This is a genomic window from Cryobacterium sp. AP27, from assembly GCF_056680495.1.
In genome coordinates, this window is record NZ_CM155285.1 from 2,216,380 (window position 1) to 2,237,908 (window position 21,529).

Here is a 21,529-nt window from a genome sequence, read left to right on the forward strand (position 1 = left end):
GTCAGACGATCGGGGGACGTCCGGCGCGAGTCATGCGCCAAACCGTTCGCGGGGACAGCACGCGCCGCTCCCCCGGGTCGGTTCGCCAGCCCTCACGCCAGCCGCCGAACCAGGCGCGCAGTGCTGTGGGGTTGCGAGACCAGCGCAGCAGCTGGATCAGCGTCCACGATGCCACGTACACGGGCACGAGCACCGTCGGCAGGTTGCGCCGGGCCAGCCACACGCGGTTGCGGGCGTTCAGGCGATAGTACGCGGCATGTCGGGTCGGATGCATGAACGGATGATTGGCTTCGAGGTCACCGGCGTACCAGACGCGCAGACCCTGGTCCCACACCCGCCAGGCGAGCTCGATGCCCTCATGGGCGTAGAAAAACGGCTCCGCCCAGCCGCCGGTGGCGTCGAAGACGGCACGGGGCAGCAGCACGGCGCCCTCCCACACCGAGAACACGGCGCTAGACTCGCTGGCTTCGCCTTTGCGGATGCGCGGCACCCAGCGCCTCGGGGAAGCGAGGCCCTCCGGGTCGACCACGCGGGGCTGGAGCAGACCGATCGTCGGATCGGCCCGGAGCTTGTCGATGGCGCGGCGCAGAAAATGCGGGTCGGGAATGCTCGCGTCGTCGTCGAGGAAGAAGAGGTACTCACCGCTGACCCGGTCGACACCGCGGTTGCGTCCGGCGGGGATTCCGAGATTCGTCGGAAGCCCGAGCGTTCGAACGTTGCCCGGCAGCCCGGCAGGTTCCCATCCGTTGCCCACGCAGACCACGTCCAGTTGAACGCCCTGTTGCGCCAACAGACTCAGGATGCCGCGCTCGAGGTCCGCCGGCCGGGTCCCCTGAGAGAGCACCACGACGCCGACGGTCGGCAGCTTTGCCACCTCGGGACGCCCCCCTGCCTTAGGAACGGACACGCTTGGACGCCATGATCGCAACGAAATGCCCGATCAAAGACAGGAAGGCGAGCGGAACCAGCACGATGAGCAGCGCGCGGTCCGCGGTTGGTTCGCCGATGACGAGGCCCAACAGCGCCGCGACGAAAATCACCATGGTCAGTTCCACGGAGTGGTACAACCGATGGAAGGGAAGGAAACGTGCCAGCCGCCGGACGCGCTTCAGCAGGCTCGAGGTCGGGGCACTCTCTCCGTGCGCGTCGGCGAGCTTCGGGAGACCCGCATTGGCGCGCGCGACGTGCACCATGTCGTTGAGCGCCTTATTGAGCACGATGATGAGTGCCAACAGGAGCGCGAGGCTCGTCCAGAGCAAGTCCTCGGGTGCTTCGATCGGGTACATCGCCGCACGAAAACCGAGCGCGATGGGGATCAGAGCCTCGGTGGAGTAGTGCCCCACCTTGTCGAGGAACACCCCGGCCGGTGAGGATGTTTTGCGCCACCGGGCGACTTCGCCGTCGCAGCAGTCGATGAGCATTTGCAGCTGGCCGAGCACGAGGGCCAGCAGGGCACCCCAAATGCCGGGGATGAGCAGGGCCGCGGCGGTCGACCATCCGATCATGATCATCAGTCCGGTCACACCATTGGCCGAGATGCGCGTTTTCAGCAGCATCCAGGTGATGTACGGAGACAGGTTGCGCAGGTAGAGGCTGGCCGTCCAGTGTTCCGCGTTGGCCCGCAGACGAACCTCTGGCGGCTGGGCCACCCGTCGCAACTCGGCGATCGACGTGGGCCGAGCCGAGTTGGGCGTGGCTTGCATGTGGTTATCTCCCCGTGTGTGCCGTGATGTTGCTCGTGAGCTTGAGGAATCCGAGTACGAATCCCGCACCCCAGCAAAAGTGAATGCAGGGCAAGACTACGAGAAACCGGCTCGCCGAACGAAACCCGTCGGGGCGAGCCACCGTCAACGTCGCCGCGACGACGATCAGAGCGTACCCGATCGGAACGATCAGACCGAGCAGGAGCCAGGGGGTCGCCCCGGCGAGGGCCTGCGCGACGCCGCCGATCCCGAGAAGCAGACCGAGTGCCACGCCCAGCACCATCAGCGGCGGAATGAAGTAGCGGATGCCGTTGGCCGCGGGGTAGCGCCTGGCCAGTTCACCACGCCACAGCCCGGTGGAGAGCATCTGCCGGGCCAGCCGTGACACGCTCGGGCGCGGTCGGTAGACGACCCGCAATTCGGGGGTGAACCACACCGTGCCCCCGGCTTCGCGCAGGCGCCGGTTGAGGTCCCAGTCCTGGCCGCGCTTGACGCCCTCGTCGAAGAGACCGACCTTAAGGATGCTCTCGGTTCGGAAGCAGCCCAGGTAGACGGTCTCGGCCTTGCCCTGTTTGCCACCCACATGGTGGGGCGTGCCTCCGAGGCCGATGCGGGCGCCGTAGGCGCGGGCCACCGCCTTCTCGAACGGCGTGCCGCCCTGAGCGTCCATGATTCCGCCCACGTTGTCGGCGCCCGTGCGTTCGAGAGTTTCCACGGCGATGCGGGCATAGTTCGGGGGCAGCACGGAATGCGCGTCGACTCGAATGACGACCGCGTATTGGGAGGCCCTGATGGCGGTGTTGAGGCCGGCGGGAGTGGAACCCACGTCATTGGGCACAATGCGGATGCGGGCATCCACGGCGGCCATCTCTTCGACCAGTTCGGTCGTGCCGTCGAGGCTCGGGCCGAGGGCCAGGGTCACTTCGAACGGGCCCTGATAGTCCTGATGCAGCAGGCTCATCACCGCGGCGCGCACATGCGTCACTTCGTTGAGCACCGGCATGACGTATGAGACCCCGGGTAGGAGTTGGTCACCACTTTGACGCACGCGGCAGCCCGCTTTCCGGTAGTTGGGTAGGCGATTCAGCCTATCATTGGCGCTCGCACACGCATCGGCCCCCGCACACACGCGTGCGCCGCCGGACAGGCCGACGGCGCACATGGGTGGAAGGAGCGACGCGGCTAGCCAGCGAGCTCGCCCAGGGTCACCGACACCGTTGCGGTCTTTCCGTCACGCACGTACGTGAGGTCGGCCGTTCCACCGGCCGGCATCGCGCGCACCTGCGCGGTCAGGTCGTTGGGGTCCGTGATGGGCAGGCCGTTGAAGTTGGTCACCACGTCACCGTTCTTGAGTCCGGCCTTTTCGGCCGCTCCGCCGGACGAGACCTTGACGATGAGCGCACCCACCGTGTCGCTTGAGGCGCTCGTGGGGTTGGAGACGCTCGCACCGAGCAGGCCGTGGGTCGCCGTGCCGTTCGTGATGAGTTCCTCGGAGATGCGCTGGGCGAAGTTGGAGGGAATCGAGAATCCGACGCCGATGCTTCCTGCGGCCGAGCTCGAGTCACCGGCGTTGGCGATGGCCACGTTGATACCGATGAGCTCCCCCTTGCTGTTCAGCAGGGCGCCACCGGAATTGCCGGGGTTGATCGCCGCATCCGTTTGGATCACCGGCAGGGAAATGCTGCCCGTCGCCTTCTGCGCCTGGGGCTGCTGCGGTGTGCCGTCCTGGTTCGGAATGTCGAAGTTCCAGAAATCAAACGGGCTGGAACCGCCGTCGTCGGGCGTCGTGGCGTCCGGAGTCGTCGGGGCCGCCGACGACGCCACCGTGATGCTGCGGTTGAGAGCGCTCACGATACCGTTCGTCACCGTGCCGGCAAGACCCAGGGGCGCACCGATCGCGATGGCAGTGTCACCCACATTGATCTTGGACGAGTCAGCCATGACGATCGGCGTGAGTCCAGAGGCGTCGGTGAGCTTGATGACGGCGAGGTCGGAGATCGGGTCGGTGCCCACGACGGTCGCCGCATACAGCTTCCCATCGTTGCTCTTCACCTGAATCGTCGCGTCCCCGACAGCACCGTCGAGGGTGACGACGTGTGTATTCGTGAGCACGTAGCCATCGGCGCTGAGGATGACGCCGGACCCGGAGCCGCCCTGTTGTCCGCTACTGACCTCGATGGTGACAACGCTCGGCGAGGCCTTCGCCGCCACTGCGGTGATCTCATTCACGCTCTCGGTGTTGTTCACCACGACATTGGCCGCGCCCGACGTCTGGCTGGTCGATACGCCCGTCTCACGTCCGGAATCGGCGAGTGCGTAGATGCCGGCGCCGGATGCGCCGCCGACGAGAGCCGCGATGGCGAGCGCCGCGATCAGGCCGACGCTGTTGCGACGCTTGGTCGTGTCTTTGCCGAGGCTCGGGGCCGCCGTGGCCGGGTACGCGGTGGCGTAGCCGTCGGTGGCGTAGCCCTGGCCGGCGGGACCGGACGGACCGGCGGCCGACGCTGCGACCGGACGTCCGAACGCGTCGGTGGGGTACGCCGCCGTGGGGTAAGTCTCTGCCGGGCTGCCGGCAGCCGAGGCGCCGGGGGCGGGTGCGCCGCCGGCGGAGGAGGGGTGCACCGTGGGCTGCGCCGCTTCGGCCGCAGCGACGTTTTCGGTGGGCGCCGAATCCGCACTGACAATGGGATCCGGGTTGGTAGTGGGAGGGGTGGTCGCTGCCTCGCCGGAACCGTTCACGGCGAATGACGCTGTCTCGTCGCGAGGTTCGGGAACGTCGTTACCAGAATCCTTGGTGTTGTCGGTCATGGGGTGCTCCTTCCAAGCAACGCCAGCTTCGCGCCCAAACCTGAATGTTTGGTATGGACAGGCTGGGAGCATTCAATGATGACACCGTGACCTTGCTCGGGGCTGGGATCAGGCAATTCATGCCCCGCGTAATTCGTCATCGTCAGAGTAGCGCGAACGCGATGACGTAGCTTTATTGCATGGGAACAATACGATGAGCATCACAGGAGCATGGCGTCGAACGGCGGCCGGAGCGGGCCTCCTCGCCGCGGACGGAAGCGTTGCTGCCAGCATTTTCGCGGAAATGAGTGCGCTCGCAGCTCGGACCGGTGCTCTCAACCTGGGTCAGGGATTTCCCGATGAGGACGGGCCGGCCGAGGTGCGCGAGGCAGCCAGACAGGCGATCGCGGACGGCGTCAATCAGTACCCGCCCGGGCGTGGAATGCCGGTGCTGCGGGAGGCAATCGCCCGCCACCAGCAGCGGTTCTACGGTCACACCATCGATCCCGAGACGGAAGTGCTCGTCACCGCCGGGGCGACCGAGGCCCTGGCCTCGACAATTCTCGCGCTCGTGGAACCCGGCGACGAAGTGGTCACGTTCGAGCCCTTCTACGACGCCTACGGCGCACTGATCGCCCTCGGTGGCGGCATCCACCGCACCGTGCCGCTGCGTGCCCCCGAGTTTCAACCGGATCTGGATGCCCTCCGGGCCGCGGTGACCGACCGCACCCGCCTGATCATCGTCAATGACCCCCATAACCCCACCGGGACCGTGCTTCCCCGCGAAACCCTCGCCCTCATCGTGGAGCTGGCGCACCATCACGATGCGCTCATCGTCACCGATGAGGTCTACGAGCACCTCACCTTTGACGGCCCGCACATTCCGATCAGCACCCTGCCCGGGGCACGCGAACGCACCATCACGGTCTCATCGGCCGGCAAGACATTCAGTGTCACCGGTTGGAAGATCGGCTGGCTGAGCGCCCCCGCTGTGCTCGTGACCGCGATCCTCGCCGTCAAGCAGTTCCTCACCTACGTCAACGGTGCGCCGTTTCAGCCGGCCATCGCGGTGGGCCTGGACCTGCCCGATTCCTACTATGTGGGAGCCGCCGCCGATCTGCGGGCCAAACGCGACGTGCTCGGGAGCGGCCTCACCGCAGCCGGCTTCACGATCAGCCAGCCGCAGGGCGGCTATTTCATCATTGCGGATGCGACACCGTTCGGGTACAGGGACGGTGGGGACTTCTGTCGGAAACTCCCCGAACTGGCCGGAGTCGTCGCCGTGCCTGTGACCGCGTTCTGCTCTCCCCGGTACCGGGCCGACTACACCCCCCTCGTGCGCTTCGCCTTCTGCAAGAAGGTCGATGTGCTCGAGCGGGGCGCGTCGCAACTGGCCGCTCTGGCGACGCGCTAGCGGCGCACGAGGGCCGGGTAGTCCGTGTATCCCTCGGGGCCGGCGCCGTAGAAGGTCGTGGCGTCGGCGCTGTTCAGCGGCAGGTCTTCCTGCCAGCGATAGGCCAGGTCGGGGTTCGCGAGGGCCGGCCGGCCCACAACAACACCTTCGGCGTGACCGTCGCGCATCAGCCCGAAGGCCTCGTCACGACTTGTCATCTGCGCGAATCCACTGTTGAGCAGCACCGCTCCGCCGAAGCGGGCGCGCAGCTCCTGCACGAAGGCACCGGTGGGCTCGGCGTGCAGCACGCTGAGGTAGGCGAGGTCCAGCGGGGCGAGGGCGTCGACCAGGGCGCCGTAGGTCGCGAGCACGTCGGCGCTGTCCGTCTCCAGCGCGTCCTGAATGTTGTGCTCCGGGGAAATGCGCAGGCCCACGCGTCCGGCACCGATCGCGTCCGCCACCGCGGTCACGACCTCGACCACGAAACGAGCCCGGTTCTCCGGGGAACCGCCGTACAGGCCCTCGCGCTGGTTCGACGCGGGCGAGAGGAATTCGTGCAGCAGGTATCCGTTTGCGGAATGAATCTCGACGCCGTCGAGTCCCGCCGCGATGGCATTGCGAGACGCCGTCACGAATTCCTCGACCACGCCGGCGATCTCACTGTCGGCGAGCGCATGCGGAACCGGGTACGGCTGCTTGCCATCGTAGGTGTGCGTCTGGCCGTTGATCGCGATGGCACTCGGGCCGACCACGGTGCGTCCGCCGGTGGTGCCCTCGTGGGTCACCCGGCCCGCGTGCATCACCTGGGCGACGATCTGGCCGCCCGCCGCGTGCACCCCGGCAGCCACCTGCCTCCATCCCTCGATCTGCTCGGGCGTGACCAGGCCGGGCTGGCCGGGAAAACCCTGCCCGGCGTGGCTCGGGTAGGTGCCCTCGGACACGATCAGACCGAGCGACGCGCGCTGGGCGTAGTGCTCGGCCACCATCGGGCCGGGAACGCCGGCTTGTCCCGATCGGGTGCGGGTGAGAGGCGCCATGACCAGGCGATTGGTCAGGCGCAGCTCGCCCAGGGTGGTGGGGGAAAACAAATTCACAGCGGATCTCTTTCTGTCGGTCGGTCGGTTTCAGGTGCAACATCGACCGGCACGCACTATTCCTCCCTGAGAATGCGCCGTGTCAGCACGTGTTCAATGCGGGCCAATCCGGAAGCCGGTGCGCGCCGAACCAGTCTTATGACCACCGTTCTTTCCCGCAGCCCCCGCCGCCGCGCAGGTGCGGCCACCCGGCCAGGCACGACCGCGCGACCGGAAGCGGACCTGACGACGCGGTATGCCCCCTTTCCACTCGACGCGGATGCCCGTCATTTCGGTCTGACGACGAGTGTCATGCGCCTGGGGCTCGGGGCGGTCTCGGTGTCGGTGCGGCACGGGCGCCGCACCGACAGCGACACCGCCACGATCCTCCTGCACGGCGCAGCCGGGTCCTGGACGACGTGGACTCCCCTGCTCCGGGCCGCGGAGCACGGCGACGGGGCGCCGACGGACCCCGACCTGACGGACCTGATCATTCCCGATCTTCCCGGTTGGGGCGACTCTGGTCTGCCCGCCGACACCGCGGAACTCACGATCGAGACGATGGCCGCCACCGTCGCTGACATCGCCCGGGCGTTGGGGTACAGCCGGTGGACCGTGGTCGGTCATTCCATGGGCGGCCTCATCGCCCTCGAGCTCGCCGCCGCCGAGACCGGCGCCACCGTGTCGGTCGGGCTCATTTCCGCCACCACCTTCTCCGTGATCGACAGCGTGCGCCATCCCGTGCTCCGGTTCGGCCTGCTCCCCGGTTTCACGACTCTTCTTCAGGTGATGCGGATGCTGTGCCTCGCCGGCACGTGGGGCCGCGCCCTCGTCGTCGGTCTTGCCCGCCTGCATCTGCTGCGTGCCGTGGTGTCCCCGCTGTTTCGCCATCCGGGCCGGGTGCCCGCCTCCGTTATTGCCGCGCTCGCCGTCGAGGTACGGCCCCGCGGTTTCAGTCTGGCATCGGCTCGCGCCGGTAGCTACGACGCCGTCGCGTCGTGGTCGCGCATCAACTGCCGGGTTCGAGCCTGCGCCGGTGACCGGGACGTTTTCATCGCGGCGTCGGATCGCGATACTCTGAGCCGCGTGATCTCGGACTTCAGTCTGGTGACCGTGACCGGCGCCGGACACTTCGGTCATATTGAACGGCCCTTCGATATTGTGCGCACGCTCGGTCTGCCAATACGCCGCCAGATACGGTAATCGCTTGCTCTCCGTCCCTCGTAAGGGGGATAATTAATACAATCCGGTTGTGTGCACGTGTTTAGCACCGCTTTCACCGTCCCGGCACCATGCGTGACGACGGAAGGCAACTCATGGGCTCCTTGACTTACGACCGAGTTGTAGTGGAATTCGATGACCGGGTGCTCGCGCACCTCCAGCTCGTCATTATTCAGAAGCTGCGCCGCGGCGAGAGTTTTCTCTTATCCTGGCGTGACGCCGCCGTTGTGGGAGATGGTCGCAGCTCCGCGTGGCTGCATCCCTCGATCCCGCTGTATTTCAAGTTCTCCGGCGGACACGCGCCAAGCATCAACCCGCATTGGATCGCCCAGCTCACCCGCTCGGCAAACAGTTCGCAAGGACTGATCGTCACCGGCGAAGACAACTCCGCGGTGGAACCCGACAAGGCCTTGCGCACCGAACCGGCAACAAACATTCGTGCCGCGGCACCGTCGCGTGCCACAAAGGCCAGCATGCGGTAGTCGGCAGCTACCGCGGTACGACCCCGAACCGGCGGTGTGCGAGTGCCGGGTTCACGGCGCGCACCGCCGCAATGCGCTCCGACGACAACCAACCCACGGCAACGTCGGTGGTCTCACCGATCGTAACGATCTCGACCCCCATCGGGTCGACGATCATGCTCTGGCCGACGCCGATCGGCGGCGCCTGATCGGCGGCCACGACGTACACCGTGTTTTCGAGCGCCCGCGCGGTGAGCAGCACGCGCCAGTGGTGCTCCTTGAGCGGACCGCGCATCCATTCGGCCGGAACCAGAACGACGTCGGCTCCGGCATCCACGATCCGCCGCGTGACCTCGGGAAAGCGCGTGTCGTAACACGTCTGCATCCCCACGGTCAGGCCACGCACCTCGAAGGTCTCGGGATGCCCGATCTCACCGGCCAGCACCACGCCGGATTCATGCTGCCCAAAGGCGTCGTAGAGGTGCAGTTTACGATACGTCGCCACATGCACGCCGCTCGGGTCGACGGCGACGAGAGTGTTGGAGAAGCGCGTGGGATCATCGGTCGCCTCCAGCATTCCGGCGACGATGAACACGGCGAACTCGCGCGCCAAGTCTCCGATGGCCGACACGAAACGGCCGTCCAGCGGCTGGGCCGCGGCAAGCGACGCGGGGCCGAGCGGCACCTCACAGAACGCCGAATACTCCGGAAAAACGACCAGGCTTGCGCCGCGTCCCGCCGCAACGGCAACGAGGCCGCGCATTTCGGCGAGGTTGGCTGGTTCATCGGTGCCCGGGCGAAATTGTGCCACGGCGACGCCGACCCCGCTCTCGGTCTCGGTCTCGGGACGCGGTGAGTCATTGCGGGGGTACGCATCAGCCATGCCGCCAGCCTAGCCGTCGAGTCGAGGGATCATGAGAATCACGGACCCGTCGCGGGTGCGCAGATTACAGTACGCAATCCACAGGAGTTCCCAGTCGACCAGACCATACTGGTCAATCGCACCACCACTTTCGAAATGACGAGGTAGCTCATGGCCAACACCCTGGTGATCATTCCGACGTACAACGAGTGCGAAAACATCGGACTCATCGTCAACCGGGTTCGCTCGAGTGTTCCCTCCGCCCATGTCCTCGTCGTTGACGACGCGTCACCCGATGGCACGGGCGCCCTCGCCGACGCACTCGCCACGGCCGACGACAGCGTGCACGTTCTGCATCGTACGGAGAAAACCGGGCTCGGAGCGGCGTACCTGGACGGCTTCGGCTGGGCGCTCTCGCACGGCTACGACCAGCTCGTGCAACTGGATGCCGACGGGTCGCACCTCCCCGAGCAGCTTCCCGGGCTGCTGGCCGCCGCCGCCACGGCCGACGTCGTCATGGGTTCTCGGTGGATACCCGGTGGGGCCGTGAAGAACTGGCCCTGGCACCGCCGCGCGCTGTCCCGCGGCGGCTCGATCTACTCGCGCGCCCTGCTGCGCCTGCCCCAGCACGACGTGACGGGCGGATACCGGGTGTATTCGGCGCATGCACTGGAGAGCATGCAGCTTTCCAGCCTCGAGAGCCTCGGATACTGCTTTCAGATCGATATGCTCCTGCACGCCGTTCGCGCGCAGCTCACGGTCGTGGAGGTGCCGATCACATTCGTGGAGCGCACGCTCGGCTCGTCCAAGATGAGCGGTCGGATCGTGCTGGAGGCCATGATGCGGGTCACCATCTGGGGGCTGACCGGCATGGGCGTGCGGCGTTCCCGCACGCCCGCAGAGACGGCCCCGCAACAGTAGCCTGGGGGCCCTGGTGCCTCGTCAGGACGGCGCGACTGGTTTCGGCGACGCTCGTTCCGCTATAGAATTACCGCAATAGTTAGAGTCACTTAGACCTTTACCGCCGGGACGTCCCTCATGACCGCAGAAAATCACGCCACGCTGGCCGTGTCGACGGTGATTTTTGCCCTGCGCCCGGACGACGCCTCCACCCTGAAGACGCTCTGGCTGCCGCTCGTTCGCCGCACCAGACAACCGCACGAGGGCCAGTGGGCACTCCCCGGTGGATGGCTGCCCGATGCGGAGCAGCTCGCGGACGCGGCGGCACGAACGCTGCAGGAAACCACGTCCCTGTCTCCCACCTACCTCGAACAGCTGTACACGTTCGGGGACGTCGGCCGCTCACCGGGCCACCGCGTGGTGTCCATCGTCTATTGGGCGCTGGTGCAGTCCGACGAAGCGGCCAGGGCCGCCGAGGGAGACAATGTGCGCTGGTTCGCCGCCGATCGGCTTCCCGGCCTGGCCTTCGACCACAACAGGATCGTGGAATACGCCCTATGGCGGCTGCGCACCAAGGTGGAGTACTCACGCATCGCCCATGCCTTTCTCGGCGAGACGTTCACTCTCACCCAGCTTCGCGAAGTTCATGAGGCCGTGCTGCGTAAACCGCTGGATCCCGCGAACTTTCGCCGCACCGTGGAATCTTCGGGCACCCTCGTCGACACCGGTCGGCATGTTGCCGGCGCACGGCATCGCCCGGCCCGGCTCTACCGATACGACGGCTCGGATGCCCATTCCGACCACGGTCCCTCCGGGGCACCTGCTCCCCCGCACGCCTGAACCGCACCACCCGCCAGACCCGCATTTCCCGAACGAGCAGTCCCCCAGCACTCAGGAGAACGCCATGACGAACCCGTCGGTCGATCGCACCATCCAGCTCATCAGCACGGGCGCCGCCGCCGGCAGCACGTGCAGCCCCGATCTGGCCACCGACCCGTGGGAATTCGACTCCGTCGCGCCCTCCTACGGGCCGGGCTCCTCGATGGGCGACGTCATCCCCACCGGGTCGCCCCGCCAGGGCGAACTGCCCGAGGACTACCGTCGGGCCACGCCGGAGGAGCTGGATTCGCGCATCCGTGCGGCCAAGGCGACGCTCGGTGACCGTGTGGTCATTCTCGGTCACTTCTACCAACGCGACGAGGTGCTCCAGCACGCCGATGTCGTGGGCGATTCCTTCCAGCTTGCGACGGCGACGAAGAGTCGCCCGCAGGCCGAGGCGATCATCTTCTGCGGCGTGCACTTCATGGCCGAGACCGCCGACCTGCTGTCCGGTCCGGAGCAGGCCGTCATTCTGCCCAACCTCGCCGCCGGCTGTTCGATGGCCGACATGGCCGACCTCGATTCGGTCACCGAATGTTGGGAACAGCTAGAAGACCTCTACGGCACCGAACCGGATGCCTCCGGCCGTGTTCCTGTGATCCCGGTCACCTACATGAATTCTTCCGCCGCCCTCAAGGCGTTCTGCGGTGAACACGGCGGAATCGTGTGCACCTCCTCGAACGCCCAGACCGTGCTGGAGTGGGCGTTCGAACGCGGCCAGCGGGTCTTGTTCTTCCCCGACCAGCACCTGGGACGCAACACCGCCAAGGCCATGGGGGTGCCGCTCGAGCAGATGCCGATGTGGAACCCGCGGAAGGCACTCGGCGGCAGCACCGCCGCCGAACTCGATGCGGCCCGCGTGATCCTGTGGCACGGGTTCTGCAGCGTGCACCGCCGGTTCACGGTGGACCAGATCGCCCAGGCCCGCGTGACGCACCCGGGGGTTCAGGTGGTTGTTCACCCGGAGTGCCCGATGGCGGTCGTGGATGCCGCCGATTCCGCCGGATCCACCGACTTCATCGGCAAGGCCATCGCCGCGGCTCCCGCCGGGTCGACGTTTGCGATCGGCACCGAGATCAACCTGGTGCAGCGCCTGGCCGCCCAGCACCCCGAGCACACCATCTTCTGCCTCGACCCGGTGGTCTGCCCGTGTTCGACGATGTACCGCATCCACGCCGGTTACCTGGCGTGGGTGCTTGAGGGTCTGGTGGGCACCAGCGAACGACCCGCCGAGGTGCTCAACCGCATCGAGGTCGCCGACGACGTTGCCGCGTACGCCCAGATCGCCCTGGAACGGATGCTGGCCGCCCGGCCGCCCCTCGCGGTCACCGCGCCCGCCGCTGACGCCGACCGCCTCGTCGCCGGACAAGCCTGATGGCCTCGGTCGTGGTGATCGGCAGCGGCCTCGCCGGGCTCACCGCCGCCGTGCGCGCGACGGATGCCGGCCACCGGGTGACGCTGGTGACCAAGGCCGCACTCCCCGAAAGCAACACGAAGTATGCCCAGGGCGGCATCGCCGCCGCCCTGTTTCCGGACGACTCGGTCGAGGCGCATATGCTCGACACCCTGCGCGCGGGCGCGGGCCTGTGCGACGAGGACGCGGTTCAGGTTCTCTGCGCCGAGGGCCCGGCCCGGGTGCGGGACCTGATCCGATTCGGCGTCGACTTCGACCATGACGAATCGGGAATATCTCGCGGGCTCGAGGCCGCGCACTCGCGTTCCCGGGTGCTGCACGCCGGAGGAGACGCGACCGGGGCCGCCATCCAGGCCGCCCTCGTCGCGACCGTGCGCCAGCGTGCCGCGGGCTCCGCGGCACCGGCCGGCACCGCGATGGTCATTCGTGAGCAGACGATGCTGATCGATCTTTCCGTGCGATCGGGTCGCGTCGTCGGCGTGAGCGTGCTCGGCCCGGAGGGCCCGGCACAAGAGATACGCGCGGACGCCGTCATCCTCGCCACGGGCGGTGCCGGCACGCTGTTCCGCCACACGACCAACCCCAGCGTCGCCACCGGCGACGGCGTGGCCGCCGCGTGGCGAGCGGGGGCATCCGTCGCGGACCTGGAGTTCTACCAATTTCACCCGACCGCCCTCGCGGTCGCCGGCAGCCCGCTCGTATCGGAGGCCGTGCGCGGAGAAGGCGCCGTGCTGCGCAACCGACGCGGGGACCGATTCATGCTCGGCATTCCGGGCGAGGAACTCGCCCCTCGCGACATCGTCGCCCGCGCCATCGCCCGCGAAATGGCCCAGCAAGACGGCGAACCGGTTCTGCTGGACGCCACCGGCCTCGGCCGAGACCTGCTCGAGTCACGATTCCCCACCATCACGGCGGCGTGCCGAAGCGCCGGACTGGATTGGGCCCTCGAACCCATTCCGGTGGCCCCGGCCGCGCACTATTGGATGGGCGGCGTGGTGACCGACGTGTGGGGTCGCACGACCCTGCCCGGACTTTTCGCCGTGGGTGAGGTTGCCCGTACGGGCGCCCACGGCGCCAACCGGCTCGCGTCCAACTCCCTGCTCGAAGCCGCGGTCTTCGCCGATCGGGCCGTTCGCGCCCTGTCCGATTCGCTGCAGACGGGTTCCTCGCCGGACCACGACGCGGCGCGCGTGGTGTCCGGCGCGCGATCCCGGGCCACCGTCGGCCTGAACCCCGCCGAGAACGTCGTCGCGGCGACCGCACCGGCGTTCTCGCGCGAGGCCCTGCAGAACGTCATGTGGGACAGCGCCGGCGTGCACCGTTCCGGAGCCGGCCTCGAGCAGGCGGCGACCACGCTCGCCGGGTGGCGGAGCAGCGACCCCGCCCACGCCGACGTGCGGCAGCTCGAGGATCGCAACCTGCTCGACCTCGGCCGGCTCGCCGTAGAGGCAGCCCTCGCCCGCACCGAATCGCGCGGAGCGCACCACCGCGCGGACTACCCGCTCACGCGCACCGATCTGGCCCGTTCCCGGTCATGGGTCGCCCACCGGCCGTCGCCCCTGCTCGCGCGCACATCCCCACCCCACGCACCGGACACCACGGCCAGGGAGGCCATTGCATGCTGACCACACACGCGATCGACCTGGTCGTGCAGGCCGCCCTCACCGAGGATGCCCCGTGGGGCGACCTCACCTCCGAGGTGCTCATTCCCCGCCTTGCCGTGGCAACCGCCCAGTTGCAGGCCCGGGAACCGGGAGTGTTCAGCGGTGGACAGGTCTTCGCCGCCGCCTTCCGCCTCACGGACCCTGCCGTTGTCGTGCGGCTGCTCGTGGCCGACGGCGACGCCTTCGACGCCGGCACGGTGCTCGCCGAGGTGACCGGCCCGGCGCGCGGGGTGCTTCAGGCCGAACGCATCGGACTCAACTTCGTGCAGCGGATGAGCGGAATCGCGACGCTGACCGCCCGATACGTCGCCGAGACGGTCGGCACCGCGGCTCGCATTGTGGACACCCGCAAGACCACCCCGGGCCTGCGCGCCCTGGAGCGCCACGCGGTGCGGGACGGCGGCGGCCGAAACCACCGGTTCAGCCTGTCGGACACCGTGATGGCCAAGGACAATCACCTAGCCGTGATCACCGCGGGCGGACAAGACCTCACCACGGCGCTGCGCGACGTGCGCGGGCGACTGTCCCACACGACCCATTTCGAGGTGGAGGTCGACCGCCTCGACCAGATCGAGGCGGTCCTGGCCGCCGGGATCGACACGATCATGCTCGACAACTTCTCCCCCGCTGACCTGCGCGCCGGCGTGCGACTCGTGGCCGGGCGGGCCCTGGTGGAGGCGAGCGGTGGGGTGAACCTCGACACCGTGCGCGGCATCGCCCAATCCGGCATCGACATCATCTCGGTGGGCGCCCTCACCCACAGCGTGCACTCGCTTGACCTCGGGCTCGACGTCGTGCTGCACACCGAGGCCTGATTCGGCGTGATCTATCTCGACAACGCGGCGACGACACCGGTGCGCCGAGAGGCCCTGGAGGCCATGTGGCCGTTCCTCACCGGCAGTTTCGGCAACCCGTCAAGTCACCACCATGTCGGTGAGGCGGCCGCCGCCGCGCTCACACAGGCCAGGCGGAGCGTCGCGCGCTCCCTCGGCGCCCGCGCCGGGGACGTGATCTTCACGAGCGGCGGCACCGAGTCCGACAACCTCGCGATCAAGGGCCTCGCCCTCGGCAGCCTGGGCACCGAGGCGCCCGGCCACCTCATCACGACAGCGATCGAACACGAGGCCGTGCTGGAGAGCGTCGATTACCTGCACCGGCTGCACGGCTTCGAGGTCACGCTGCTGCCCACGGACGCCCATGGCCGGGTGCGTGCCGACGACCTCCGCGAGTCCCTCCGCCCGAACACCCGCCTCGTTTCCGTGCACTACGCCAACAACGAGGTCGGCACCGTACAGCCCCTCGCCGAGCTCGCCGGAATCGCCCGCGCGGCCGGCGCGCGGTTCCATACCGACGCCGTGCAGGCAGGCGGCTGGCTGCCGCTCGATGTAACCGCCCTCGGGGTGGATGCGCTCAGCCTCTCCGGTCACAAGCTCGGTGCGCCCCCCGGGGTCGGCGCACTGTTCGTGCGCGGCCGCTTGCCCCTGGAGCCCCTGCTGCACGGGGGCGGTCAGGAACGCGGCAAACGCAGCGGCACCGAGAACGTCGCCGGCGCGGTGGCCTTCGCCGTGGCGCTCGAGCTCAGCCTTCGGGAGCGCAGCGAGACGGCGGATCGGGTCGCCACGCTGCGGGACGCGTTCATCGCCACCGTGCTGAGCCGGTCGCCCACCGCCCGGCTCACCGGACACCCCGCGGAACGGTTGCCCGGTACGGCGTCATTCGTCTTTCCCGGTACGAGCGGCGAGGCGGTGCTGCTCGAGCTTGAGCGGCGCGGAATCGTGTGCTCGAGCGGATCGGCGTGCGCGGCGGGCAGCTCAGAACCGTCGCACGTGCTCACGGCCATGGGCTACGCCGATGACGTAGCGCAGACGGCGGTGCGGTTCACCCTGTCGGCAGGCAATTCGGCCGACGAGATCGAGCAGGCCGCCGCATCCGTTCACGATGCCGTCGCCGCCGTGCACCGCCTCGGCGCCTAGAGCCAGCGTGGAGCGACCGGAGTGCCGGGGCGGTTGCTGGTTACGTTTGCGCCCGGGCGGCCGGCTGCCCACTGGGTGAGGGCGGCCACGTCCCCCGTGACGACGAGCGGATCTGCCCCATCACGGTCACCGAGCACCAGCCCTTCGCCGTCCAACTGCTTCAGCTGCAGGCCCACGTGCTCGCCGCGGGTTGTCCACGCGTCAACGATGTCCGCGAGGATGCGTCGCAGGACTCCGGGGGGAATATCGGTGAAGCCGGCCTCCGTGCCGAGGTCAACGGCGTGGATCCACAGCTCACGCGTGCGCATCCAGATCGTTTCCGTGGCCGGGACCGTGCGTCCCTGTGCGGTCTGCACCTCGGCCGTCCATTTCTCCTCCGGCAGGTTCGCCCAGGCACTGTCAAGAAGCATGCCGGCGTGCATGCTGAGTTTGCGCAACGCGTCGGCGGGAAGCGCCGCCCCGGAGGTGATCTCCGCGTCGCGGACCGCTCGACTCTCGTACATGGGGGTCTCGACGCCCGTCTCCGCCCATGACACGAGCCGCGCGATCGCCAGCGCGTTGTACCCGACGTGTGCCACCACGTGGCGGCGCGACCAGTCGGGCAACAGCGAGGGTTCGTCGAGTCGGGCATCGCTGAGTGTGTTCAGCTGCTCCTCGAAGAAGGTGACGCCTTGACGAACGATGGCCAGCTTGGCGTCAGTGCTCATGAGGCAACGCTAGTGGACTGCCGGCCGGGCGTTGCATCTGGCCGGCGTAACCCACGGGCGGTGGGTGCGGATAAAATAGGATTCCATCCTTCGAGCGTGAGTGTCGCACGCGCGATTCGCGCCGGAGAACACATGAGCGAGGGGATCCGAATGAAACAGACCACCGTCAGCGTGATCGGGCTGGGGCCGATGGGGGCGCCCATCGCAGACAACTTGATCGCCTCCCCCGCCGCGGTCACGGTGTGGAACCGAACGGCCGCAACGGCGGCTCCCTTCGGTGCCCGCGGCGCCCGGGTCGCGTCCACGCCGGCGGATGCCGCCGCCGACATCATCCTCTCGGTCTTGCCGGACGTTCCGCAGCTGGAGGCCCTCCTCGACGAGGCCACGCTGGCCGCGTGGGGCTCCCGGCGTGCACGCCTGGTGATCATGAGCACGACCTCACCCGCAGACGTGCGGCGCCTGGCCGAACAACTCGAGCCCTATTCCATCGCGGTGCTCGACGCCCCCATGTCCGGCGGGGACCGGGGTGCCCGCGAGGGTTCCCTGAGCATCATGGTCGGCGGCAGCGAGGCCGATTTTCTCGAGGTCAAACCGGTCTTGGAATCGATCGGGACGACCATCCGACGCATGGGCGGGGTGGGCGCCGGCTCGCTGGCAAAGTTATGCAACCAGGTAGTGGTGGCCGGCACACTCACGGCCCTGGCCGAGGCCTTCAGCCTGGCGGCGCGCAGCGACCTCAACGTGGACTGTCTGGCGGAGATTCTCGGCGGCGGGCTCGCAGCCAGTGCGGTGCTCGACCTCAAGGGCGAGAAACTGTTGCGCCGCGAGTATTCTCTCGGCGGAAGCGCACTGAACCAGCTCAAAGACCTGCGGCACGCGCACCGCGCCGCGGATGAGGCCGGCGCCCGGGCCCCACTTCTGTCGTTGCTCGAAGAGCTGTTCAGCGAGGTGGTGGAACGCGATCTGGGCGCCCGTGACCATGCGATCGTGCAGGAGCTCTTCCGCGACGACACCGCCACGCTCTAGGCCCTGTTCGACGGCCCGGCGCTGCTTTTGCTATTCACGGCGCCCGCGATATCCTAGATCCTGTAGGAAACATGATCTAGACAGCGGAGTACGAATCATGAGTCGAGCGAATCGCCCCACCGACGACAGTCCGGCGGTTCACCGAACCCGCGGGCCAGGGCGCCCCTGATGCGCGCGCCGGCGCGGTCGACAGGCTCGCTTCCTGGCCGTTGGATGCATGCGCAGAACCGCGATCGGTGGGATGCCCGGTGACCTCCCAATCGCGTCGCGGCGCATGCCTGTGCGACCCGGGGAAGCGAGGCATGGCACGCCGTCTCGGCGCACATGCTTCCTACCTCTATATAGGGCGTTCCCCGCGGCACTTCATCGCATTGCCGGCAAGCATGACCGGGGATGCCGGCGATGACGGGCGAGAGGACGTCCAGGTGCCCTAGTTCTTGCCAGCAACCGCAGATTCATCCCGAACCACTATTCATCCCGAACCGCATCAGGAGATCAACATGGGAACTTTCCCCGCAGAGAAAACAGTCATCGTCACCGGCGCAGCATCGCCGCGCGGAATCGGACGGGCGACAGCGCTGCACCTCGCCGCCCAGGGCTGGAACATCGGCATCATCGACCTCGACGCTGAGGCTTGCGCGACACTCGCTGCCGAGATCCAGGAGACCTACAACGTTCAGGCAGCCGGCGCCGCAGCCAACGTGACAGACGAGACATCTGTTCGCCGCGCCATTGACGAGCTGGAAGCGGCCCTGCCTCAGATCTGTGCGCTCGCCAACATCGCCGGCGTCGCCTCGCCGATCCCCTACCTCGATCTCGACGCGGCCGAATGGGATCGTGTGCTCAACGTCAACCTGAACGGCGTGCACTACGCCACGCGCCGAGTCGCCGAGACGATGGTGAAGAATGGCGTCGGCCGGATCGTGAGCCTGTCGTCGGTGTCCGCCCAGATCGGCGGCGGCAGCTACAGCAAGACTCCGTACTCCGTCGCGAAGGCCGGCGTCATCGGCCTGACGCGTGCAGTGGCGCGCGAATTGGGCCCGCACGGAATTACCATGAACGCCATCGCCCCCGGGCCCATTGACACCGACATCATGGGTGGAACGCTGAGTGATGACCGCAAGCGTGAACTCGTGCAGGGACTGCTCGTCGACCGTGTCGGCGTTCCGGCCGACATCGCCGCTGCGGTGGAATTCCTGATCAGCGACCAGAGCGGATTCATCACCGGCCAGACGCTCAACGTCGACGGCGGGATGTACATGCACTGATCCAGCAGCGCAGGAACGGACCGCCATGCCTCGTAGCCACGAGGCATGGCGGTCCGTTCGCATTGACGTCACTGGCAACGCGCACGCGTGAACGCCACAGGGCGGGGCGATCCAGCATAGGGTTGGGCAAGTGCCATTCCCGATCAACACTCACACGGCGCGCATTCCAGCCCCCGCCCGCGGCGGGCAGCCCCTACAGGGTCACTCGGGGCGGTGCCCCGACATATCGTCGAGGGCGCGCCGTTTAACCCCTTCAAGGTGCGTGCACATGGCCTGCCTGGCCCGCAGCGGATCTCCCGCGGCGAAGGCCTCAAGAACTGCCGAATGTTCGGCTATGGCAAATTCCGCATCGGTCACGCCGAGCTCGCTAAACAGCCGAAAACGCTGGTTTTGAGCGCCCAGGGCGGTGAAAGCCGAGGAGATGAACTGGTTACCACAGTGCTCGGCAATGAGGCGGTGGAAGCGCTGGTCGGCCTCCCAGTACTCTCGGAAGTTCGCAAAAGAGGCTCCCCGCGGAGCGCGACGCAGATCCTCGATCGTCCGCTCAAGCGCGGCGTAGATTTGCGGCGTGAGACGCTCGCAGGTGCGCTGGGTGGTCACCGGCTCGATGACCAGCCGGGCATCCATGAGCTCCGCAAGTTCCTCGATCGTAGCCACCGGAGCCACTCGGTAGCCTTTGAGCGCGACTCGACGCACCATCCCGGTCGCCTCCAAGCGCGCCAGAGCCTCCCGCACCGGGGTCGGCGACACATCAAGCTCCCGGGCCAGGCCATCAATGCTGATGTTCGCACCGGCTTCCAGATCACCATCGATCAGGGAGGCGAAGACTTCCTCATACACGTGGTCGGCCAACACCTGCCTGTTGACGGTGCGATGCTTTTCGGGTTTGACGGCCATGCACAAACTCTAGCCCGCCGAACGGCGCGTGTTTTCCCCGCCGAGCGTCGGATGACCGAGTTGACAGTCTAGGAAATATCCTGCACCCTATAGGAAACATGATCTGAACAATGGAGTGAATTCATGAGCAAATCAACCAGCCAGTCCCCCCAGCAGACGCCAGTATTGCGAGGAAGAGGCAGCACCCTACGGAGACGCCTTATCCCTGGGGGAATCGTTTTGGTGAGTGCGCTCGTTCTCACCGGTTGCAGCGGAGGCTTCGGCGGCGACGTCGCCAAGGCCGACACCGATTCCACCACCAGCGGCCCGAACCTGTCGGCACCCCCGGAAATCACGGGCGACGTCGTCGCTGAGGGTGACGAGCACGCGATCAAGTTCGGCATCGGCCTCAACGACACGTCGCCGCAGTACCTCTCCGTAGAGTACTTTGGCGAAATTCTGGACCAGCGCACGGACGGCCGTCTCACCGTCGATATTTTCCCCAATAGCCAGGTGGGTGACGACAAGGAGATGATGTCCGCGCTCCAGTCCGGGTCGCTGGACATGACCTACCCGTCCACGTCTGCGGCGACAACCCTCGTGCCCGAGCTGCGTGTCTTCGACCTGCCGTTCATGTTCCCGACCGCCGAGGACGCGGACGCAGTGGTCGACGGCCCCATCGGCGACGAAATGCTGGCTCGCTTCGACGGAACCGGAATCAAGGCCCTGTCGTGGGCCGACAACGGCTTCCGCAACTTGACCAACAGCAAGAATGCCGTCGAGACGCCGGCCGATGTCGCAGGCCTGGACCTGCGAGTCATGGAAAATGCCCTGCAGATCGATGTCTGGAAGGCGCTCGGCGCCAACCCCACGTCCATGGCGTTCGGTGAGGTCTTCAGTGCGCTCGAGCAGGGCGTCGTCGACGGGCAGGAGAACCCCTGGTCGACGATCTACAGCTCCAAGTTCTACGAGGTGCAGGGATTCGGCTCTCAGACCGGTCACGTGTACACGCCGTTCCTCATCATGATGAGCCAGCAGATGTTCGACGACCTCAGCGCCGACGATCAGGAAATCGTGCAGGAGGCGGCCAAGGCCGCCGGTGACTACGACCGGGTCATCAACCGCGAGTACGACGACTTCGCGAAGGCTGAACTTGCCGCCGGCGGAATGGAAATCACCGACCTGTCGCCCGAACAGCTCAAGGTTTTCCAGGACGCTACCCAGCCGGTATACGACACCTGGGGGCCCGAGATCGGCTCCGAGCTCGTGAAAAGCGTTCAAGACCAGATCGAAGCCCGCTAGCTCACCAGCTACAGGAGGGG

At 67.4% G+C, this 21,529-nt stretch carries 20 protein-coding genes; 12 read left to right on the forward strand and 8 right to left on the reverse strand.

Annotated elements, in window-relative coordinates; translation table 11 throughout:
• Position 1 precedes the first annotated feature (1 nt).
• From AC1MB9_RS10615 to AC1MB9_RS10630, 4 genes are all read right to left on the reverse strand, one after another.
• Positions 2-874 (reverse strand): glycosyltransferase family 2 protein, encoded by an 873-nt coding sequence (locus AC1MB9_RS10615; protein WP_479961924.1) that lies wholly within the window; start codon positions 872-874, stop codon positions 2-4.
• Between the two features lie 19 nt (positions 875-893).
• On the reverse strand, positions 894-1,703 hold the full coding sequence (locus AC1MB9_RS10620; RefSeq protein ID WP_479961925.1) for a CDP-alcohol phosphatidyltransferase family protein: 810 nt from the start codon (positions 1,701-1,703) through the stop codon (positions 894-896).
• Between the two features lie 4 nt (positions 1,704-1,707).
• Positions 1,708-2,751, reverse strand: a complete 1,044-nt coding sequence (locus AC1MB9_RS10625) for a glycosyltransferase family 2 protein (RefSeq protein WP_479961926.1) — start codon at positions 2,749-2,751, stop codon at positions 1,708-1,710.
• 134 nt (positions 2,752-2,885) lie between these two features.
• Positions 2,886-4,511, reverse strand: a complete 1,626-nt coding sequence (locus AC1MB9_RS10630; RefSeq protein ID WP_479961927.1) for a S1C family serine protease — start codon at positions 4,509-4,511, stop codon at positions 2,886-2,888.
• Positions 4,512-4,704: 193 nt separating this feature from the next.
• Here AC1MB9_RS10630 and AC1MB9_RS10635 point away from each other — a divergent pair, with 193 nt between their 5' ends.
• A complete protein-coding gene (locus tag AC1MB9_RS10635; RefSeq protein ID WP_479961928.1) occupies positions 4,705-5,904 on the forward strand; it encodes a pyridoxal phosphate-dependent aminotransferase in 1,200 nt (399 codons plus the stop codon).
• Here the strand turns inward: AC1MB9_RS10635 and AC1MB9_RS10640 are convergent.
• Positions 5,901-6,977 carry an alkene reductase gene (locus AC1MB9_RS10640; protein ID WP_479961929.1) on the reverse strand — a complete coding sequence of 359 codons (1,077 nt, stop codon included), beginning with the start codon at positions 6,975-6,977 and terminating at the stop codon, positions 5,901-5,903. The two genes, AC1MB9_RS10635 and AC1MB9_RS10640, sit on opposite strands and share 4 nt — an antisense overlap.
• 138 nt (positions 6,978-7,115) lie before the next feature.
• On the opposite strand from AC1MB9_RS10640, the gene AC1MB9_RS10645 reads away from it, so the two are divergent.
• Positions 7,116-8,159, forward strand: a complete 1,044-nt coding sequence (locus AC1MB9_RS10645) for an alpha/beta fold hydrolase (RefSeq protein WP_479961930.1) — start codon at positions 7,116-7,118, stop codon at positions 8,157-8,159.
• A gap of 113 nt (positions 8,160-8,272) precedes the next feature.
• Positions 8,273-8,659, forward strand: a complete 387-nt coding sequence (locus AC1MB9_RS10650; protein WP_479961931.1) for a DUF7882 family protein — start codon at positions 8,273-8,275, stop codon at positions 8,657-8,659.
• A gap of 7 nt (positions 8,660-8,666) precedes the next feature.
• Here AC1MB9_RS10650 and AC1MB9_RS10655 read toward each other — a convergent pair whose 3' ends face one another.
• On the reverse strand, positions 8,667-9,521 hold the full coding sequence (locus AC1MB9_RS10655; protein WP_479961932.1) for a carbon-nitrogen hydrolase family protein: 855 nt from the start codon (positions 9,519-9,521) through the stop codon (positions 8,667-8,669).
• A gap of 150 nt (positions 9,522-9,671) precedes the next feature.
• On the opposite strand from AC1MB9_RS10655, the gene AC1MB9_RS10660 reads away from it, so the two are divergent.
• The 6 genes from AC1MB9_RS10660 to AC1MB9_RS10685 all read left to right on the forward strand — a co-directional run bounded on the left by AC1MB9_RS10660 (position 9,672) and on the right by AC1MB9_RS10685 (position 16,330).
• Positions 9,672-10,421 carry a polyprenol monophosphomannose synthase gene (locus AC1MB9_RS10660; protein WP_479961933.1) on the forward strand — a complete coding sequence of 250 codons (750 nt, stop codon included), beginning with the start codon at positions 9,672-9,674 and terminating at the stop codon, positions 10,419-10,421.
• A 117-nt stretch (positions 10,422-10,538) separates the two neighbouring features.
• On the forward strand, positions 10,539-11,240 hold the full coding sequence (locus AC1MB9_RS10665) for an NUDIX hydrolase (RefSeq protein ID WP_479961934.1): 702 nt from the start codon (positions 10,539-10,541) through the stop codon (positions 11,238-11,240).
• Between the two features lie 64 nt (positions 11,241-11,304).
• On the forward strand, positions 11,305-12,654 hold the full coding sequence (gene nadA, locus AC1MB9_RS10670) for a quinolinate synthase NadA (RefSeq protein ID WP_479961935.1): 1,350 nt from the start codon (positions 11,305-11,307) through the stop codon (positions 12,652-12,654).
• A complete protein-coding gene (gene nadB / locus AC1MB9_RS10675) occupies positions 12,654-14,318 on the forward strand; it encodes an L-aspartate oxidase (RefSeq protein WP_479961936.1) in 1,665 nt (554 codons plus the stop codon). Before nadA ends, nadB begins: the two co-directional genes overlap by 1 nt.
• Entirely contained in the window at positions 14,312-15,172 is an 861-nt protein-coding gene (gene nadC / locus AC1MB9_RS10680; protein ID WP_479961937.1) for a carboxylating nicotinate-nucleotide diphosphorylase, read from the forward strand. Before nadB ends, nadC begins: the two co-directional genes overlap by 7 nt.
• A gap of 6 nt (positions 15,173-15,178) precedes the next feature.
• The gene (locus AC1MB9_RS10685; protein ID WP_479961938.1) at positions 15,179-16,330 is read left to right on the forward strand and encodes a cysteine desulfurase family protein; all 1,152 of its coding nucleotides are present in this window, start codon (positions 15,179-15,181) and stop codon (positions 16,328-16,330) included.
• Here AC1MB9_RS10685 and AC1MB9_RS10690 read toward each other — a convergent pair.
• Complete coding sequence (locus AC1MB9_RS10690) at positions 16,327-17,037, reverse strand: maleylpyruvate isomerase family mycothiol-dependent enzyme (protein WP_479961939.1); 711 nt, start codon at positions 17,035-17,037, stop codon at positions 16,327-16,329. The two genes, AC1MB9_RS10685 and AC1MB9_RS10690, sit on opposite strands and share 4 nt — an antisense overlap.
• A 132-nt stretch (positions 17,038-17,169) precedes the next feature.
• On the opposite strand from AC1MB9_RS10690, the gene AC1MB9_RS10695 reads away from it, so the two are divergent.
• Both AC1MB9_RS10695 and AC1MB9_RS10700 read left to right on the forward strand, forming a co-directional pair.
• Positions 17,170-18,063, forward strand: coding sequence for an NAD(P)-dependent oxidoreductase (locus AC1MB9_RS10695; RefSeq protein WP_479964624.1), 894 nt, complete (start codon positions 17,170-17,172; stop codon positions 18,061-18,063).
• A gap of 500 nt (positions 18,064-18,563) precedes the next feature.
• Positions 18,564-19,331, forward strand: coding sequence for an SDR family NAD(P)-dependent oxidoreductase (locus tag AC1MB9_RS10700; RefSeq protein ID WP_479961940.1), 768 nt, complete (start codon positions 18,564-18,566; stop codon positions 19,329-19,331).
• A 201-nt stretch (positions 19,332-19,532) separates the two neighbouring features.
• Here the strand turns inward: AC1MB9_RS10700 and AC1MB9_RS10705 are convergent, their stop codons facing one another.
• Positions 19,533-20,228, reverse strand: a complete 696-nt coding sequence (locus AC1MB9_RS10705) for a GntR family transcriptional regulator (RefSeq protein WP_479961941.1) — start codon at positions 20,226-20,228, stop codon at positions 19,533-19,535.
• Positions 20,229-20,450: 222 nt separating this feature from the next.
• On the opposite strand from AC1MB9_RS10705, the gene AC1MB9_RS10710 reads away from it, so the two are divergent.
• Positions 20,451-21,509, forward strand: coding sequence for a TRAP transporter substrate-binding protein (locus AC1MB9_RS10710; RefSeq protein WP_479961942.1), 1,059 nt, complete (start codon positions 20,451-20,453; stop codon positions 21,507-21,509).
• The last annotated feature ends 20 nt before the right edge of the window (positions 21,510-21,529 follow it).

What these genes read in the sequence shown, in the direction of transcription:
- nadC (WP_479961937.1), top strand. Translation starts at nt 14,312, where the DNA reads ATGCTGACCACACACGCGATCGACCTGGTCGTGCAGGCCGCCCTCACC.
- AC1MB9_RS10645 (WP_479961930.1), top strand. Translation starts at nt 7,116, where the DNA reads ATGACCACCGTTCTTTCCCGCAGCCCCCGCCGCCGCGCAGGTGCGGCC.
- AC1MB9_RS10650 (WP_479961931.1), top strand. Translation starts at nt 8,273, where the DNA reads ATGGGCTCCTTGACTTACGACCGAGTTGTAGTGGAATTCGATGACCGG.
- AC1MB9_RS10700 (WP_479961940.1), top strand. Translation starts at nt 18,564, where the DNA reads ATGGGAACTTTCCCCGCAGAGAAAACAGTCATCGTCACCGGCGCAGCA.
- AC1MB9_RS10690 (WP_479961939.1), bottom strand. Translation starts at nt 17,037, where the DNA reads ATGAGCACTGACGCCAAGCTGGCCATCGTTCGTCAAGGCGTCACCTTC.
- AC1MB9_RS10695 (WP_479964624.1), top strand. Translation starts at nt 17,170, where the DNA reads ATGAGCGAGGGGATCCGAATGAAACAGACCACCGTCAGCGTGATCGGG.
- AC1MB9_RS10705 (WP_479961941.1), bottom strand. Translation starts at nt 20,228, where the DNA reads ATGGCCGTCAAACCCGAAAAGCATCGCACCGTCAACAGGCAGGTGTTG.
- AC1MB9_RS10655 (WP_479961932.1), bottom strand. Translation starts at nt 9,521, where the DNA reads ATGGCTGATGCGTACCCCCGCAATGACTCACCGCGTCCCGAGACCGAG.
- nadA (WP_479961935.1), top strand. Translation starts at nt 11,305, where the DNA reads ATGACGAACCCGTCGGTCGATCGCACCATCCAGCTCATCAGCACGGGC.
- AC1MB9_RS10630 (WP_479961927.1), bottom strand. Translation starts at nt 4,511, where the DNA reads ATGACCGACAACACCAAGGATTCTGGTAACGACGTTCCCGAACCTCGC.
- AC1MB9_RS10635 (WP_479961928.1), top strand. Translation starts at nt 4,705, where the DNA reads ATGAGCATCACAGGAGCATGGCGTCGAACGGCGGCCGGAGCGGGCCTC.
- AC1MB9_RS10665 (WP_479961934.1), top strand. Translation starts at nt 10,539, where the DNA reads ATGACCGCAGAAAATCACGCCACGCTGGCCGTGTCGACGGTGATTTTT.
- AC1MB9_RS10660 (WP_479961933.1), top strand. Translation starts at nt 9,672, where the DNA reads ATGGCCAACACCCTGGTGATCATTCCGACGTACAACGAGTGCGAAAAC.
- nadB (WP_479961936.1), top strand. Translation starts at nt 12,654, where the DNA reads ATGGCCTCGGTCGTGGTGATCGGCAGCGGCCTCGCCGGGCTCACCGCC.
- AC1MB9_RS10620 (WP_479961925.1), bottom strand. Translation starts at nt 1,703, where the DNA reads ATGCAAGCCACGCCCAACTCGGCTCGGCCCACGTCGATCGCCGAGTTG.